Consider the following 15,013-nt stretch of genomic DNA (forward strand, 5'->3'; position numbering starts at 1 on the left):
ATGACTGATTTAACTACTTTATCCGAATCTGAATTGCAAGCAGTTATCGAAAACGCCGAGAAAGTCTTGAAAGACAGACAATCCAGCAAACGCAAGGAAGTAATTGCTCAAATCAAGGACTTGGCGGCTTCTATCGGCGTTGGCGTTGAAATACATGAACTCGACAAAAAAGCCGAAAGAAAAATCGGTAAAGTTGCCGCGCGTTATCGTAATCCGGCGGACGCCAACCAAACCTGGTCCGGTCGAGGTTTAGCGCCGAAATGGATGCAGGAATTACTGGCCGCTGGCCGAGACAAAGCGGAATTCGAAATCGCTTAATCGATCGAATTGGTTTTCAGACCTGCTATCCAGGTCCGTAACCGATTCGCTATCCAGTCGGCATCATCCAGCGGTAAGTCGTGGCCAGCCCAAGGATGGCTGTGGATGGGCAATTGCCAACGCTGGCTAACGGCACTAGAGCAGGCCGGAGCGACCAGTCGGTCGCCGAGGCCGCTCAATACCAACCACGCGATGGCCTCCGGTGGCGTTTTCGGCCGGTATCGGGCCGCCGCGATTAATTGTTTGGCGGCGTTACTCGGATATACCGGGCGATCATGTTGTATTTCCCGCCAAGCTTCAGCAGACTCGTCAATATCCCTAGGACGATTCGCGACCAGTTCCAAAATGCGGCGCTCCCGGCGACCGATTTCCCGCTCCAGTAAAATAGTCGCCAACGCCCCGTAGCTTTGCCAGCGTAGCCGCCGATAAAACGGACTCACGCCGGCGAAACTGGTATTGATCAGGCAACCGGCGGCAACGTCTCCGGGATAGCGGCAGGCCCATTCCCACGCGACCATGCCGCCCAACGACAGCGCTAACAGCGTGACGGGCCGCTCGAGCATGCCGGCCCGATAGGCGCGCTCGCGGCTTAGCTCCAGGATGCCGCTTATCGTAGTCGGGCAGGCCTCCCGAAAATATCGGCCGGTTCCGGGTAAATCCAGGCAGGTGACCGTGGCGGCCGGAAAGGCGGAACGCAGGCGTTGGGGAAAGTCGCCCCAATGAGCGGCCTCCCTAGCCAGGCCTCGCAGCAGCAACCAATGGCGTCCGGCCTCACGCATACCAATTCGCCAAGGCTTGGCGGTGCAAGGTCTGTTGGCGTTCCGGAGCGAGCTTGGCCCAAGCGCCGGGATGCAGCAAACAGCGGTAAAGGAAATCGAACAGGGTCAAGTGACGGCGCATGATGCGTTGTTGACGATGCGGCAGCAACGGATGAAATAAGCCGTGGCGTTGGAACAAATGTGTCGGATTTTTGCGCAACCACAGCCAGGATCCCATTTCCAAGGTCAACGGCAAAAACAATTCGCCGCCGGCGTGGCGCGTGGCGTAATCGTCATAAAGATAGTCCCACAAATCGCCGCTGATCACATATTCCTGGCTCATCGGTTCGATTTTGTAAACGTGATGCGGGTAGCAAGCGTCGAACAGTTGTTTCAACGCGCAGGCCTTGGCGATGTCCGGATACGGGGTGCGATTGGAGGCGTAGGGAAACCACAATCGGTCTTGTATCCCGAAGCCGGAATGCAGGTCCACCGCGATCGCCAGCGGCGCTGGAAATAGCTCGTCGTGGACGACGCGGCACAGCGCCTGAGCTTCCTTTTCCATCCGCGATTCGTCGCCCCGGTACCAAGGCAAACGCGCGCTCAGCCGTTGACCGCTGTACAAGCGGGTTTTGCCGACGCTCTCGACCGGCGAATTGCGCATCAAATCGACCCCGTTACCGTTACAACGCGTGCCTCGAAACACGCCGACCGGATTCACAATCGGCATAAACACCAGCCGCGACTTGGCCAAACGGGCGTTAAATTCCTCGTCCCAGTCCAATAGGGCGGCGACGGTCTGCATATAGGCCAGGATCACTTCGGTGCCGATTTTCTCCAGGCCGTGGATGCCGCCGAAAAACGCCAGCACCGGAACATCCGGGCTTTCGGAACCTAGACGGATGCAATGAATCGGGAATTCGCGGCCCTTGTGAACGACGGTATCGACGACTCGGCATTGGGCGCGGTCGCCCAGACGCGCGACGACTGCCTCGAGTTCTTCGAGTTCGGAGAAAGCACGTTGCATGATGGGCGTTACCCCGCCAATGATCGCTCGATATAGCGTTGACGTTTTTTGGGAGCGATTTTGTCCACCTCGACCATGATCAAACTGTCGATGCAATTGTTGAAGTCCGGATCGATGTTGAAGTCGATGAAATGGCAGCCGTTATCCACGCATAATTCCACGTATTGCTTGTACAGGGTCGGCACCTTGACGCCCAGCTTTTTCAGCTCGGAATTGAGAATCTTGAAGCTGGTCGAATAGTCGCCGGCGAATTCGGTGGCCGCGAAATTTTGGCCGGCCTCGGAAATCGCAAACGGCATCCTGGCAATCGCCTGGGGCAGCGTGGCGCCGAATTGCTGACGGTAAAACCCGACGATCAGCTCCTTGGCGGCGTAAGGGTAAGCGTTACTGATACTGACCGGCCCAAACAAGTATTTGATGTCGGGACGTTCGCGCAAATAGGCACCGATGCCGTACCAGAGGTACTCCAGACTGTGCTGACCCCAATAGCGCGGTTGCACGAAGCTGCGGCCCAGCTCCAGGCTGTTCGGCAGATAGCCGGCGAACTCGCTTTGCAAATCGAACAAGGTTTGACTGTAAAAACCCTCGACGCCATGGCTGGCCATGATGCGCGGACCGTCGCCGACCCGGTAGGCGCCGACGATTTCCAGATCGTTGTCGTCCCACAACACGATGTGGCTGTAATAAACGTCGAATTTGTCCAGGTCCAGCGCCAGCCCGGTGCCTTCCTCGACGGTGCGGAAGGTGAGTTCGCGCAGGCGGGCGATTTCGCGCATCACCGGACAGTCGTCGCGGAATTCGTAAAGAAAGATCTTTTTGGCATCGCGGGTTTCGCCAAGCAGACGCGCTTGGTATAAGGCTTTTTTGATGGCCTTGGTGTCGGACGGATGCACCACCGTCGCCACCGTGTCGAACAAGGCCGCTTGGTTTTTCTTGCCGAGATTCTGTACGTGCTTGCGAAAGCGTTGGCTGATTTGTTTGTTGGTCTGCTCGGATTCGGCATACGCTTGGTAGGGGATAGGCGCGCCGACCCGAAAACTGATTTCCTGGCCTTTTTTATTGAACATCTCCTTGACCAATAAAAAGGTGCCGAGCGGTTTGTATAGCGTTGACATGCTGTAAAACAACGCGGAATTCTTGGCCTTGATATGAATCGGCAAGATCGGGCACTGGGCTTTGCGGGCCAGTTTCAAGAAACCGGTTTGCCATTTACCGTCGCGTATGCCCTTGGGCGTGATCCGCGATACTTCGCCGGCCGGAAAGAAAATGATCGCCTCTTCATTTTCCAACGCGTCCAACATGATTTTGTAGGTGTTTTTCAGGTTTTTTTGCTCGGACAGCACGTCCACCGGCAAGAAGATCGATTGCAGCGGCTCCATGTGGTAGAGCACTCGGTTGGCGACGATGCGCACGTCGGGGCGCACGGAGCGGATTAGTTTCACCAAAGCCAAGCCGTCCAAAGTGCCGATCGGGTGGTTGGCGACGATCAGCAAGCGTCCCTCGGCGGGAATGTTGTTATAGGATTCGTTGCCGACTTGGTAGCTGAACTTGAAATAATTCAGTAGTTTATCGAGAAAGGCGAAGCCGCGCAGATGTTGGTTTTTGCGGATGACGTCGTTGAAATCGTCTTCATGTATCAGTTTTTTCAATGCCTTCAGCAGCAGTTTGTTGTCCTTGCCGAGTTTCAGGTCGGGGTAAGTCTCGTGCAAAATGCGTTCGGCATCGATCATGGGCGAATATCCTGGTCAAAACAGTAGTTGCCGGGATTCTAGTGGCCGAATATGTCAGAAATATGTCAGCGTTCGGCGCCGAGGAGCCGCGCCGATGCGGATGCGCTCGCGGCTCGAGCGCGTTTTTCCCGCGCTCGAGCCGCTGGATCGCTCAGGATCGCTCAGGATCGGTTTATTGAACGGCGCATTGCACTCTGGTGCAGAGCCGGACCTGACGGCGGGCGTCCAACAGGTTGATGATGCCGTTCCGGTCCAGATCGGCCGGGTCTTCGCTACCCCGCGCCGGCCGGTTACGTAACGCGAGCAGAGCGTTCAGATCCTGCTGGTCCACATCGTTGTCGGCGTCCAGGTCGCCGGGGACGACCATGTGCTCGCAGCTATCGGGCAAATGGTTGGCGTTGATGTCGCCGGTCCGACGCCGATTGATGTCGCTGACATCGGACACGCCGTTATCGTTGCAGTCCGGATACACATTCAAATAATAGACATCCTGTTCGCCGTTATAGGTCGCCGAATATGCCACGTGAGCCCCGAATGCGTCCGAAACCAAGTGAGTGTAATCACCCAGTTTTTGCGCTCCCCGCGGATAGCCGATGTGGGTGTTGAACACCGGCGTTACCGGCCGATTCTTGCTCCAGGTCAGGCCGCCGTCCCAGGAATAGGAATAATACAAGCGCGACAGCGCCGGCCGCAGATTGTCGCGGGTGTCGTACCAGACCGCGTCTATCCGGCCGTTCGGCGCCACGCCTTGCATTGCGAACCACTGGTAGGCGTCCTTGTGCGGTGTGTCGTCGTTGATTTTAATCGGCGCCGACCAAGTCAGGCCGCCGTCGCTGCTGCGAATGAACTTGACATCCAGGTTATCGGCGCCGGCGGGATCCACCGAGGTCATCAAATAGATATTGCCGTTTAGCGGCCCGTCGGATTGATCGACATGCACTTGTAAATCGCCCGGCGGACCGTATTGATTGGGATTGTTCTGAAACTGGAACATGACCGGCGAGCCGCCCATATCGACGGTTTGAGTCGTGAAGCTTGGCAACGCGGCGGGATCGCGGGCGTTCAGCGAGGTCGCCAGCAAATATTTGCCGAATACCAATTTGGCGCCGACCAATTCGCCATCCTCGCTACGGCCGCTGACATAGGTTTGGCCAGCCGGGCCGACCGCGATGGTGCCGAACGCCGGACTCTCCGGAATGGCGACCGGCGCCTCGAAGCTGGCGCCGCCGTTGCTGGAACGCGTAAAACGGCGGTCGTCCAGACCCTCGCGCCAGACCAGATAGACGTGGCCGTCGCTGGAGGTACCGCTGCGATCGATGCCGATCCGGCCCTTATCGGCGCCTTCGCCGTAAGCGTAAACCGGCGCGCCCCAACCGACACCGCCATCCGTGGATTTGAAAACCTGAACGTCTTGAGCGTAGCTGCCGGTTGCATCGTAATGGAGGTTTTGATAGTAAAAATCGCCGGCCGAATCGACGTCCACCATGATATTGGTGCGTTGTTCGCCCGGCGTGACGACGCCTGGGAAATGCCAGGACAGCCCGCCGTCGTCGCTGTACGCCCAACCGCCCTGGCGATTGCCGGACGCGACCGTCGCGAACTGCTTCCAGCCGGCGACCAAGCGCTTGGGGTTATTGGGGGCTTGGGCGATGGTCGGCTCGTGCGCGGCGTCGCCGGTAACGTTGCGACCGCCGGCATCGACGTTCATTTGCACACTGACGAACTGTTGGTAAGCCACGGCGTTTGCATTGGCCAGCGGCGCTTGCGCGCTCAACAGCAGCAAGCACGCGGCCTTGCTCGGATCATGACGGCCAGCATTCATCGCTTGACTCCACGCCGGCGGGTGCCGGTCCAGCCAAGTAATCCCGCGCCGAATAACCAAACCGCCGCCGGCACCGGCACAGCGGCCACTTGACCGCAACCGGCGAAACTGCCGACCCCCAGGCAAAAGTCACCGACATCGGCTTGGCGGGCACCGCCTAAAAAATCGGCATTCTCCGGACTCATCAACAAGTCGCCGCTGAATTGCCAGTTATTGGCGTCGGCGACTACCAGACTCAAATTCGCCAAATCGAACAACACCATGCTAAAGCTGATGTTGTTTTGCAGGTACCAGCCGCCCGGCGTGCCGGCCTGTCCCAAGTCGTCCCAAGCGGCTTGCCGGTTGGAGACGCTGTAACGCAAACTGAAGTCGCCGGTCACCAGCGAACCGTTGTAGTTGCCGCGAAATAATTCCACGCCGGTCATGCCCAGGCTACCGGTACCGGCTAGCGTTTCGCTATTGATGGCGAAATTGGGCGTCGTCGCTTTCACGTAGCGATTTTGGGCCTGACCGCTCGGATTGGCGGCGCTGATCGGCGTGATGTCGTGCACCAGATTCAGCGCCGGAATTTCGGTTCTGCTGGTATTGCCGAGATAGAAGTAGGAGTCGCTGAACTGGGTGTAGTCGGATTGCGTCGTGTCGAAGTACTCGACCAGAAACTGACCGGGCGCGCTGGAGCTGCCACCCAGCAACACTGCCAAGGCCTCCCTGTCGTATTGGGTCGTAAACGTGCCGCCCAAATCGGCGTGCAGCGCGGTTGCGTGGGCAGGGGCCGGCGCGCCGGCGCTCAACGCGGCTATCGCCGCCACGGTATACCAATGCCCGACTGATGGCTTGATGCGCTTAAACATGACGAACCTCCAAACCGAATATTGTGGTTCGGCGGCCTTTGGCGCCCACAACGGCTAAGCCCGTGCCGAACAGCCAGATCGCACCGGGCAACGGTACCGCGCTCACCTGACCGCATCCGCCAAAGCTGCCCGCGCCCAAGCAAAAGTCGCCGACCTCGGTCAGCGCGCTGCCCATCAACATGCCGGCATTTTCCGGCGACATTGCCAGATCGCCGCTAAATTGCCAGTTGTCGGCATCGATCCAGCGAACTTTTAGGTTAACGAAGTCGTAGACCGCCATCGTGAAATAAATATTGTTGTCCAGATACCAACCGCTTCCGCCATGCTCTTGGCGAGCGGCGTCGAAACGTACCGCGAAATCGCCGTTGACCAAGCCCGCGCCGTTGGGCGGGTAGTTTGGCGCGAAGAAGCCTTGGACGCCCGCCAAACCGACTTGGCCGGCGGTGCCGCCGGTCAGGTTGGCGGTATCGATGTGAAAGTCTGCCGATGTGGCTTGCTGAAAGCGTTGCGCGGCTTGACCGGTAATAGTGCTGCTTATCGCGGTCAGCGCGAAGGTTTGGTTCAGCGCCGGAATTTCGGTGGTCGCGATTTGGCCCACCAGAGCGCCGCCACTATTGGCGGGATTGGTCGGGTCGGCCGCCGCCGCGTCCCAATAGGTGCTGAGGTAATAACCGCCGGCGTAGGGTGCCAGCGCGGTAGCGTCCAGATTCATCGTAAACGTGCCGGCGTTCGGCGCGTTCAGCACCAAGGCCATCGCATTCGGCGACAGCGCCAACGCGGCAACCAAGGCGAGTCCGAGGCGGATTCGGTAAATAGGCAAAATAGGCATCGCATTTCCTGTTAAGACGTTGAGCAAGCCGCGCCAGCACAGTCTGACGCGGCGGTGAATACAGCGCTGATCGAACCAGCGTTTCGCTGGTTTAAGCCGCCGGCTGCTTGCGGCGCGTCGCACCGACCCAGCCGATCAGACCGCTAGCGAACAAGTAGACGGCGGTTGGTAGCGGTACCGCCGCCGGCAGGTTCATCGACAGCGTGCCGACGACCGCGTCGCTGGCGGAAATCCCCAAGAACGATCCCCAGGTCAAGCCGAACGGACTGGGGTACTTGTTGCTGCCGTTTCCGAAAATCAGATCGCCGCTCAAGGTCGGTTCGCCGCCGGCGTTCACGGTTTCGCTGGCATTGGTCAGTTGCAAAAAGGTGGTGCCGGAGAAAAACTGGTCGTAAGTCACCAGATTCCAGACGCCGCCGATTTTTTGCAGACGAAAGTCGTAAGGCGTCAGCGAGCCGTTACTGGTGCCGGGTACCGACATGCGCATGCCGCCGCCGAGACCGATTTGGCCGCTGGCGGAGTTGCCGACCTCCATCGTGGTCGCTTGCAACGTGCGGTTGACCGCGGCGTAACTGATCGTGGCGAGATTGGTGTTGATCGGTAGCGTCATGTCGATGGCCGATGCAATGCCGCCGACGGTATCGGCGGTAATGGCGGTCTGGTTGTAGCTGGCGTCAAAGAAAGTATCGATCCGCCAACCGCCGGTGACGGCGGCGAAGGCCGCGTTGTCGATTGATATGCCGACGCTGCCGCTGACGAGCGCGGCCTCGGCGCTGGCCGGCGCGAGAAGTCCGCCCAACATCGCAATGGAAAGAGCACCGGCGGTTGCGAGTTGCAATCGGTAACTGTGTGTTTGTGTCATGGCAAGTCCTTTAAGGGTCGAAATAATGAAAATGTCCGGCCGCAAGGCGCACGTTTCCCGTAACGCCGGACCGAGTTTTCAGTCCGGCGCTGGCAACGAATTTGGCATTACGGGCAACCCGGCGGTCTTTTGGTCGAAAATCCGTGGCTTTCCGGCTCTGTCTCGCGGCGGATGTGGCGTTTTTGCCGCCGGTCCCGGCGGCATCACTCTAGTTTCTTAACTGATCTGTGCGTTGGCTCCTGGTGTGCTGGCGACCTAATAGCGGTACGCGATGTTGAAATACAGTTCGGTATCCGCGCCGGGTGCGACCCGGCCGTCGAAATAATCGAAAGGCCGATAATACTGTTCGCCGCTAAGGTTTTTGACGGTGGCCGCCAATTTCCATGCCGACGTTTCGTACCCCACACTGGCGTCCAGGCAGTGATAATCGGAGGTCTTGAAGCGGTTGTCCTTGGATAGATAGGCGCCGGCGCTTAAATTCACGCCCAGCCCGATCCGCCAACCGGGCAGTAAGGACGCCGGCAATTGGTAATTCAACCACAGCCGCCCTGCGTGATCGGGCACCTGAGGCAAACGGTTACCGGCCGGAACCCCGGCTTTATCGTCCCGGTAGCGCGCCAGCGTATAGGCATAATTGCCCAGCAAATTCAGTCCTTCCGATAGTCGCCAATTCAAGTCCGCTTCCACCCCTTCGGCGCTTTGAGCGCCGGCGGCGGTCGAGCGTTGCAAGGCGTCGCTCCCATCCGCCACCGCCACCCGTTCGCGGTCGATACGGTACACGGCAAGCTGGCCGCGCCAGCGACCGTCGATATCGAATTTCAAACCGGTCTCGACGTGGCGCGCCAATTCCGGCAACGGCGTATCGGCAAACTCGACGAAGGGTTGGCCGCGCATGCCTTCGCTGTAACCGGCAAACCAGGTCCAGGCCGAACCGATGTCGACGGCGACACCCAAGCGGGGTAACCATTTCTCGGTGTCGGTATTGGCTGAGCGGCCGCTCGCGGTATTTCGAAAATCGATCGCCACCTTGCCTCGACGCAGGCCGGCCAGCAGATGTAGGCGATCGTAAAAACTGCCCTGCCATTGCAGATAGCCGCCGTAAATCAGATTGCCGATAAACTGGTTGGGCTGCGCCGGTTCGGGGACGGCATACCTTAACCCGAAGTGGGGTTGGGCGAGGTCCACTAAACCGGTATTCGCCAAATCGGCGCCGATGAAGCCAATGTCGTCGAGTTCGCCGCGGTCGGCACCGATGACCAACGTGTGTTCGCTGTTTTCCGATGCGAACTTTCCGGTCAGATAGCCGAGCAGGCTGAACTCTCGCTGGCGTTGATACAACTCGGCGTTAACCAGCCCCCAAGCGGAGGCGCCCAGTGCGCTCAGCGGCCGATCGGCGATAAAGCCGTCGTCGCCGAACAGCGTTTGCACCCGCTGATCGAAACTGGCCCGAGACACGCGGCTTTTCAGCGTGATTGTCCAGTGTTTATCCCAACGATGCTCGAACTCGCCCCAAATCGCTTGGCTGTCCGAACGGCTTTGGGGCGCATCGACCGGGCCGATAAAACTGTCCGGCGCGAGCCGAAACCGGCCGGCTATCGCACCGGTGGCCGGCAAGCCTTGATATTCGGTTTGCCGCCAATGCGACAACTTCGCGCGCAACGTGAGCTTGTTGCGATCGTTGTCGGTGAAGGTCAGGGCCGGATTCAAGTTGTAACGCTGGGTCTCGACCGCATCGACGTGGTTGCCGGCATCGGTGAATTCGCCGGTCAGCCGCAACCAAACCCGGCTATGCAAAGGCTGATTGATATCGAAATTCGGTTGGAAGTAGTCGTGAGATCCGGCCCGGAAGCCGAATTCGCCGAAAGCCTCGGGCCGAGGTTGCTTGGAAATCAAATTCACGACACCGCCGACCGGGGCGCCCGAGCCGCCGGCATGGAGCAGGGCATTGCAGCCTTTTAGCACCTCCAGGCTGGCTACGTTAATCGTGCTTTCCCGGTCGCCGGGGTTGTAATACTGAGTAAAGCCGTCCAACAGCTGCTCGGACGCAAAGCCGCGAATGAGTGTGCCTTCCAAGACCGGCGAATACAAGGGATTACGCGCCACCACGCCGCTGACGTTGCTTAAGGCCTCGCTGACCGTGACGGCTTGCTGGTCGTCGAGCAGGTCGCGGGTGACGCTGGCGACCGTTTGCGGAATATGTCGCACCGGCGTGTCGGTCAACGTGGCGCTGGTCATCCGGTCGAGGGTATACCAGGCATCGTCGGCCGGTTGGACAATCGGTTTGCCGATGACCGTGACCGGCGGCAACGCAACCGGCGCCTGCCGCGGGTTGGCGGGGTGCTTCCCGGTCTCGAGCGTGATCGTGCGGGTGTCCAGAAAGCGGAAGGTCAACCGGCTGTTTTGCAACAGGGTGCGTAGCCCTTGTTCCACGCTCATGCGTCCGCGCAGGGCCGGCGCGCTTAGACCGCGCAAGTCGTCAACCGGAAATACCAATTCAAGATTCGACTTGGCGGCGAATTCGATCAGCGCGTCGTTCAACGGCTGAGCGGGTATGTTGTAGTCGATTCCGGCCGGCTCGGCCAACACCGGAATCCAGACCAGCGCGCCGCTCAGTGAAGTGACCACGCACAGCAACGCGATCTTGTCGACGCCCGCGGCCGGCGTGGCGACTTGGACTGAGCGGTAATGGCGGTCGGGTGCGGAGCGGTGTTTCAAACGTCTTCCTGTGTTGAAAATGACTGTCTTCAATAAGGAAGTCGTTCGAGCGAGAAAATCGACTACAAAAAAATCAAAAAAATATCTGAGAGCATTCCAAACGCCGAAATAAACAGCATTTCGCCGCCCCACTTTTCGAAAAATCGCAGTCATGGCTTAAGTGCAAGCGGGAACGTAATCGTGGAGATCGGGCGGGGGCCGCGCCCGGCGGCGAGCGGGAGAGTGAGAGGATTAGCGATGCAAAACCGTCCAAAACGGTCCTAGCCGGGACGATTTTAAATTCAAGGCCAAGCTTAGCGTTTTCAGCGCGCCATCCGGATCGTCCAAGGCAAACACGCCGCTGACTCGCTGCCTGGCCAATTCGGTATCGCTTAGGAAAATCCTGCCGTAGCGATAGCGTTCCAATTCGGCAACCAATTCCGCTAACGGCTTGTCGTTGATGATTAACCGACGCTGCCGCCACGCGCCGGATTGATCCAGCCGCGCCGGGGCGGGGGGCGCCAAGGACCGGCCTTCTCGCAGTTCGACGGCTTGGCCGGCCGCGACTTCGAGCTGGGTTTCGCGGCCGGTGCTGACCGCGACGGCGTGTTCATTGACTTCGATCCGGGTCAAGCCGGCGTCGGTTTTGTAGACATCGAATATCGTTCCCAGGGCACGCACCGTCACATCGGCGGCCGCGACTTCGAAGGGCCGCTTGCTGTCCGGAGCCACGCTGAAACTGGCCTGGCCGTGATGCAATACTATGCGGCGAAGTCCGGCGTCGAACTGGACCGAAATCGCGCTGTCGGTATTCAACATCAGCCGGCTACCGTCGCTTAGGCGGATATCGCGCCATTCGCCGGTTTGAGTGCGATAGTCGCTAAGCATCGCGTCCAGCCAGTGAGCCTGACGCGGTAGAATCAATTGCGTTGCCAATAACCAGGTGGCGGCGATGGCGGCCGCGCCTTGTAACCGGCGCCGTTGGCGCGGTTTGGAATGGTTCCGGTTTGTCAGGCCAGGCTTAACCGAAATGGCGGCGACATCGCTGGGTTTTTCCGGTTCATGCGCCGCCAGTACCATGTCCTGGAACAGGGTTTCCGCCGCGTTGTAGGCGTCGGAATGGCTTGGATCGCAGGCCAACCAGCCGGCGAATTCTTCCAGGTCGGCGTCGGTCAATTGGTCGTCGCGCAGCCTGATCAGCCAATTGATGGCTTGTTGCTTAATCGTGGTGTCGGCAAGCTCGTCGGAGGAATCGGACATGCTAAGGCTTGGAGAGGCGGGCGGTAATGGCTGCGCGAATGCTTAGTCGGCCAAACGGTTCGCGCAGTGATGCATCGCTTGCGCCAATAGCTTGTTCACCAAGGACTTGGAGATATTCAAACGCTCGGCGATTTGCGAATAGGTAAGACCTTCGACGCCATGCAGCAGAAAAGCTGTTCGGCATTGTAGCGGCAATTCGGCTAATGCGCCGTTAAGCGCTTGCAGGCGCTCGCGACCGATTAGAACCTGTTCGGTGTTCGAGCTTGGACAAGCAACGGTTTCGGCGATGGTTTCCAGGGTTTGTTCGGTGGCGTGACGTTCGCGCACGATGATTTTACGTTGATAATCCACCGCCAGGTTCATCGCGATTCTAAAGGCCATGGCTCGCGCATTCTCGGGCGCTTGCTGTTCGACGACTTGCCGCAAGCCAAGATAGGTATCGTGGGTCAGTTCGGCCGCGATGTCCGGGCATTTGATGCGGCCGGTTAAAAATCGCAATAGTTCAGCGGCTAACGAGTCGCTCCAATACGAATTGCTATCGGTCGGATTTCTTAAAGTCATGAATTTTAAGTAGCGGCTCAATCGGCTATCGCCAAATCCGGTATCGGTGGCGGGGTACCACCGTAAAGCAAAAATGGGGCCGCTTGGTTTAAATGCCGCAATATGCGGTGGTCCGCCGCGGTCGCGCGCTGACCGACTGGCTAAAAAACAAGGCAAATCACGGAACGAGCGTTTGTTAAATAACATAGATAAAAAAATGGGAAAAAGGCGCTGCGTATTTTGCCGCATAGTCAATCCGGTAGCCTCGAAATTGGCCTATAATTGGCCTCTTTAAAGCGCAGGAGATCGCTGATGAAAGGCTTGCACCATGTTCTCATCCCGACCATATTAATCGTGTTGCCGGAATTAGCGGCCGCCGAACTCTTCAAATGCAGCGAGAACGGTAAGATCACTTACCAGGCCAAGCCTTGTCTGAACAAGGCCGCCGAAAAACAAGTGGATATCGAAATCAGCAATCCGGAGCGTAACGCCAAAGCCTTGGAAAGGCTGAAGGCAGTCGAGGCCGATTACCAAGCCAAAAAGGAACAGGAAGCCTTGCGGGAAAAAGCGCGGCACGAGGCCGCGTTACGGGCCGCCGAGGTCAAGGCGTTGGAGCGCAATGCCAACGCCCAGGTCGATCAGTCCGAAGCGATGCGCAAGCAGGTCAAGGAACTTGATAGCGCCGAAAACGTGCGCGGCTCCATCGTCGGCGAAAAACTGCGCTGAATTCTTCCAGGCCGGGCAGCCGCTTGGCTTGGGGAGAGTGGCCGCCGGTTTAGGCGTATTCGATATGTTGCAAGGCCAATTCCGCCTGCAGCCACTTCAACCAACTGTCCATGCCTTCGCCGGTTTTCGCGGAAACGGCCAGTACTTTGATTTTCGGATTAACCTGCTTGGCGTAGCTTATGCACTGCTCACTGTCGAAATCCAGGTGCGGCAGCAGGTCAATCTTGTTCAATAGCATTAAGTCGGCCGCATAGAACATATCAGGGTACTTAATCGGCTTATCCTCACCCTCGGTCACCGACAATATCACCACCTTATGGGCTTCGCCCAGATCGAAAGCCGCCGGGCAAACCAGATTCCCGACATTTTCGATGAACAGCAGGCTGTGCTGCTCGAGTTGTAGATGCTCGAAAGCGTGGCCGACTCTGTGGGCGTCGAGATGGCAACCCTTGCCGGTATTGATTTGCAGAGCCTTGACACCGGTGGCGCGTATCCGTTCGGCATCGCGGGCGGTTTGCTGGTCGCCCTCGATGACCGCGATAGCAAATTGGCCTTTTAGGCGCTCAATCGACTCGGTCAACAGCGTGGTTTTTCCTGAACCGGGACTGGAAACCAAATTCAACGCCAAGATGCCGCGCTCGGCCAAATATTTGCGGTTTTCCGCTGCGTAGCGGTTGTTGCCCGCCAGAATATCCTGCTCGATCTGTACCATGCGCGCCGGTGTCAAACCGCTGGCATGCGCGTGTTCCGGGCTCTCGGCTGAATGATGCGGGTGATGATGATGGTCGTGATCGTGTCCGTGATCGTGTGTATGGGGATGATCGTGATGATCGTGGTCATGCGAGTGATTCAGGCCCTCGCCGCAGCCGCAGACGCCGCACATTATTCTACCTCCAATTCCTTGATGCGCATTTGATGACCGTCGGTCACCTGTAATTGATGACTGCCGCATACGGGGCATTCGTCGTAAAGTTGCTGAACCTCGACGGCGCGGCCGCAGGGCAGGCACCAAGCCAGACCGGGAACGGTAACGATTTCCAGTCTGGCGCCTTCCGCCAAAGAGCCTCGGACCACCAAGTCGAAACTGAATCGCAAGGCTTCGATTTCGACCCCGGCCAGCGCGCCTATTTCCAGCCAAACGGTTTTCACGTTGCGATATTGCTGAACGGACGCCTGTTGTTCCAGGGTTTGTAAAATGCTCTCGCAAAGCGACATTTCATGCATGTGTTAATTTGTTGAAATTTCAAGCGACCAAAAATAAAAAATTCCGAACATCCAGCAACGCTTCATACGCGCGATGCGACAGCGTTTCCACCGGAAAATACGCTGGTCGGCGGCCCACGGCGCCATTCGATTTAATGGGCATCGGTATCGTCATCCCATTCCAATCGGTATTCCACGCAAGGGTCGATGGCCGCTATCCAAAGCGAGGCTTGACGTTTCAATGTCTCGCCATCGCCGCGCAAGCGATACAAACCCTGGGCGACAACGCCGTCCGGATGAAAATTCCACTCGGTCGGTGCCACGATTTGGTAATCGTACACCCGATCTTCGCGCATATCCAAACGATGCAGTAGTAGGCCGCGCGCCGCGGTG

Annotated in this window: 14 protein-coding genes, 1 pseudogene and 1 riboswitch; of the genes and pseudogenes, 2 read left to right on the plus strand and 13 right to left on the minus strand. The window is 58.2% G+C overall.

The window, feature by feature from the left end; translation table 11 throughout:
• Complete coding sequence (locus tag AC3B8H_RS04110) at nt 1-318, plus strand: H-NS histone family protein (protein ID WP_488440349.1); 318 nt, start codon at nt 1-3, stop codon at nt 316-318.
• Here the strand turns inward: AC3B8H_RS04110 and AC3B8H_RS04115 are convergent.
• The 10 genes from AC3B8H_RS04115 to AC3B8H_RS04160 all read right to left on the minus strand — a co-directional run bounded on the left by AC3B8H_RS04115 (nt 315) and on the right by AC3B8H_RS04160 (nt 12,733).
• A complete protein-coding gene (locus AC3B8H_RS04115; RefSeq protein WP_488440350.1) occupies nt 315-1,097 on the minus strand; it encodes an alpha/beta fold hydrolase in 783 nt (260 codons plus the stop codon). The genes AC3B8H_RS04110 and AC3B8H_RS04115 overlap by 4 nt on opposite strands.
• Nucleotides 1,090-2,103: a M14 family zinc carboxypeptidase gene (locus AC3B8H_RS04120; protein WP_488440351.1), complete on the minus strand. Its 1,014-nt coding sequence runs from the start codon at nt 2,101-2,103 to the stop codon at nt 1,090-1,092. The genes AC3B8H_RS04115 and AC3B8H_RS04120 overlap by 8 nt, the downstream gene beginning before the upstream one ends.
• A gap of 8 nt (nt 2,104-2,111) precedes the next feature.
• The gene (olsF, locus tag AC3B8H_RS04125; RefSeq protein WP_488440352.1) at nt 2,112-3,833 is read right to left on the minus strand and encodes a bifunctional ornithine lipid synthase OlsF; all 1,722 of its coding nucleotides are present in this window, start codon (nt 3,831-3,833) and stop codon (nt 2,112-2,114) included.
• Between the two features lie 172 nt (nt 3,834-4,005).
• Nucleotides 4,006-5,655: a hypothetical protein gene (locus AC3B8H_RS04130; protein ID WP_488440353.1), complete on the minus strand. Its 1,650-nt coding sequence runs from the start codon at nt 5,653-5,655 to the stop codon at nt 4,006-4,008.
• A complete protein-coding gene (locus AC3B8H_RS04135; RefSeq protein WP_488440354.1) occupies nt 5,652-6,506 on the minus strand; it encodes a PEP-CTERM sorting domain-containing protein in 855 nt (284 codons plus the stop codon). Before AC3B8H_RS04135 ends, AC3B8H_RS04130 begins: the two co-directional genes overlap by 4 nt.
• A complete protein-coding gene (locus AC3B8H_RS04140; protein WP_488440355.1) occupies nt 6,499-7,335 on the minus strand; it encodes a hypothetical protein in 837 nt (278 codons plus the stop codon). Before AC3B8H_RS04140 ends, AC3B8H_RS04135 begins: the two co-directional genes overlap by 8 nt.
• Nucleotides 7,336-7,426: 91 nt before the next feature.
• Nucleotides 7,427-8,197, minus strand: a complete 771-nt coding sequence (locus tag AC3B8H_RS04145; protein ID WP_488440356.1) for a hypothetical protein — start codon at nt 8,195-8,197, stop codon at nt 7,427-7,429.
• 109 nt (nt 8,198-8,306) lie between these two features.
• A riboswitch (cyclic di-GMP riboswitch) is annotated at nt 8,307-8,385 on the minus strand.
• Nucleotides 8,386-8,452: 67 nt separating this feature from the next.
• On the minus strand, nt 8,453-10,912 hold the full coding sequence (locus AC3B8H_RS04150) for a TonB-dependent siderophore receptor (RefSeq protein WP_488440357.1): 2,460 nt from the start codon (nt 10,910-10,912) through the stop codon (nt 8,453-8,455).
• Between the two features lie 231 nt (nt 10,913-11,143).
• Nucleotides 11,144-12,151, minus strand: a complete 1,008-nt coding sequence (locus tag AC3B8H_RS04155) for a FecR family protein (protein WP_488440358.1) — start codon at nt 12,149-12,151, stop codon at nt 11,144-11,146.
• Between the two features lie 42 nt (nt 12,152-12,193).
• Nucleotides 12,194-12,733 (minus strand): sigma-70 family RNA polymerase sigma factor, encoded by a 540-nt coding sequence (locus tag AC3B8H_RS04160; protein WP_488440359.1) that lies wholly within the window; start codon nt 12,731-12,733, stop codon nt 12,194-12,196.
• Nucleotides 12,734-13,003: 270 nt separating this feature from the next.
• On the opposite strand from AC3B8H_RS04160, the gene AC3B8H_RS04165 reads away from it, so the two are divergent.
• Nucleotides 13,004-13,417, plus strand: coding sequence for a hypothetical protein (locus tag AC3B8H_RS04165; protein WP_488440360.1), 414 nt, complete (start codon nt 13,004-13,006; stop codon nt 13,415-13,417).
• Nucleotides 13,418-13,466: 49 nt separating this feature from the next.
• Here the strand turns inward: AC3B8H_RS04165 and hypB are convergent, their stop codons facing one another.
• From hypB to AC3B8H_RS04180, 3 genes and pseudogenes are all read right to left on the minus strand, one after another.
• Nucleotides 13,467-14,300 carry a hydrogenase nickel incorporation protein HypB gene (gene hypB / locus AC3B8H_RS04170; RefSeq protein WP_488440361.1) on the minus strand — a complete coding sequence of 278 codons (834 nt, stop codon included), beginning with the start codon at nt 14,298-14,300 and terminating at the stop codon, nt 13,467-13,469.
• Complete coding sequence (hypA, locus tag AC3B8H_RS04175; RefSeq protein WP_488440362.1) at nt 14,300-14,641, minus strand: hydrogenase maturation nickel metallochaperone HypA; 342 nt, start codon at nt 14,639-14,641, stop codon at nt 14,300-14,302. The genes hypB and hypA overlap by 1 nt, the downstream gene beginning before the upstream one ends.
• A gap of 131 nt (nt 14,642-14,772) precedes the next feature.
• Nucleotides 14,773-15,013, minus strand: a pseudogene (locus AC3B8H_RS04180) (Ni,Fe-hydrogenase I large subunit); the annotation flags it as partial.

The sequence above is a fragment of the Methylomonas sp. BG-2 genome (assembly GCF_057766305.1).

Excerpts from the sequence above, each read along its gene's own strand:
- AC3B8H_RS04155 (WP_488440358.1), bottom strand. The coding sequence starts at position 12,151 with ATGTCCGATTCCTCCGACGAGCTTGCCGACACCACGATTAAGCAACAA.
- AC3B8H_RS04130 (WP_488440353.1), bottom strand. The coding sequence starts at position 5,655 with ATGAATGCTGGCCGTCATGATCCGAGCAAGGCCGCGTGCTTGCTGCTG.
- AC3B8H_RS04135 (WP_488440354.1), bottom strand. The coding sequence starts at position 6,506 with ATGTTTAAGCGCATCAAGCCATCAGTCGGGCATTGGTATACCGTGGCG.
- olsF (WP_488440352.1), bottom strand. The coding sequence starts at position 3,833 with ATGATCGATGCCGAACGCATTTTGCACGAGACTTACCCCGACCTGAAA.
- hypA (WP_488440362.1), bottom strand. The coding sequence starts at position 14,641 with ATGCATGAAATGTCGCTTTGCGAGAGCATTTTACAAACCCTGGAACAA.
- AC3B8H_RS04140 (WP_488440355.1), bottom strand. The coding sequence starts at position 7,335 with ATGCCTATTTTGCCTATTTACCGAATCCGCCTCGGACTCGCCTTGGTT.
- AC3B8H_RS04145 (WP_488440356.1), bottom strand. The coding sequence starts at position 8,197 with ATGACACAAACACACAGTTACCGATTGCAACTCGCAACCGCCGGTGCT.
- AC3B8H_RS04110 (WP_488440349.1), top strand. The coding sequence starts at position 1 with ATGACTGATTTAACTACTTTATCCGAATCTGAATTGCAAGCAGTTATC.
- AC3B8H_RS04120 (WP_488440351.1), bottom strand. The coding sequence starts at position 2,103 with ATGCAACGTGCTTTCTCCGAACTCGAAGAACTCGAGGCAGTCGTCGCG.
- hypB (WP_488440361.1), bottom strand. The coding sequence starts at position 14,300 with ATGTGCGGCGTCTGCGGCTGCGGCGAGGGCCTGAATCACTCGCATGAC.
- AC3B8H_RS04165 (WP_488440360.1), top strand. The coding sequence starts at position 13,004 with ATGAAAGGCTTGCACCATGTTCTCATCCCGACCATATTAATCGTGTTG.
- AC3B8H_RS04115 (WP_488440350.1), bottom strand. The coding sequence starts at position 1,097 with ATGCGTGAGGCCGGACGCCATTGGTTGCTGCTGCGAGGCCTGGCTAGG.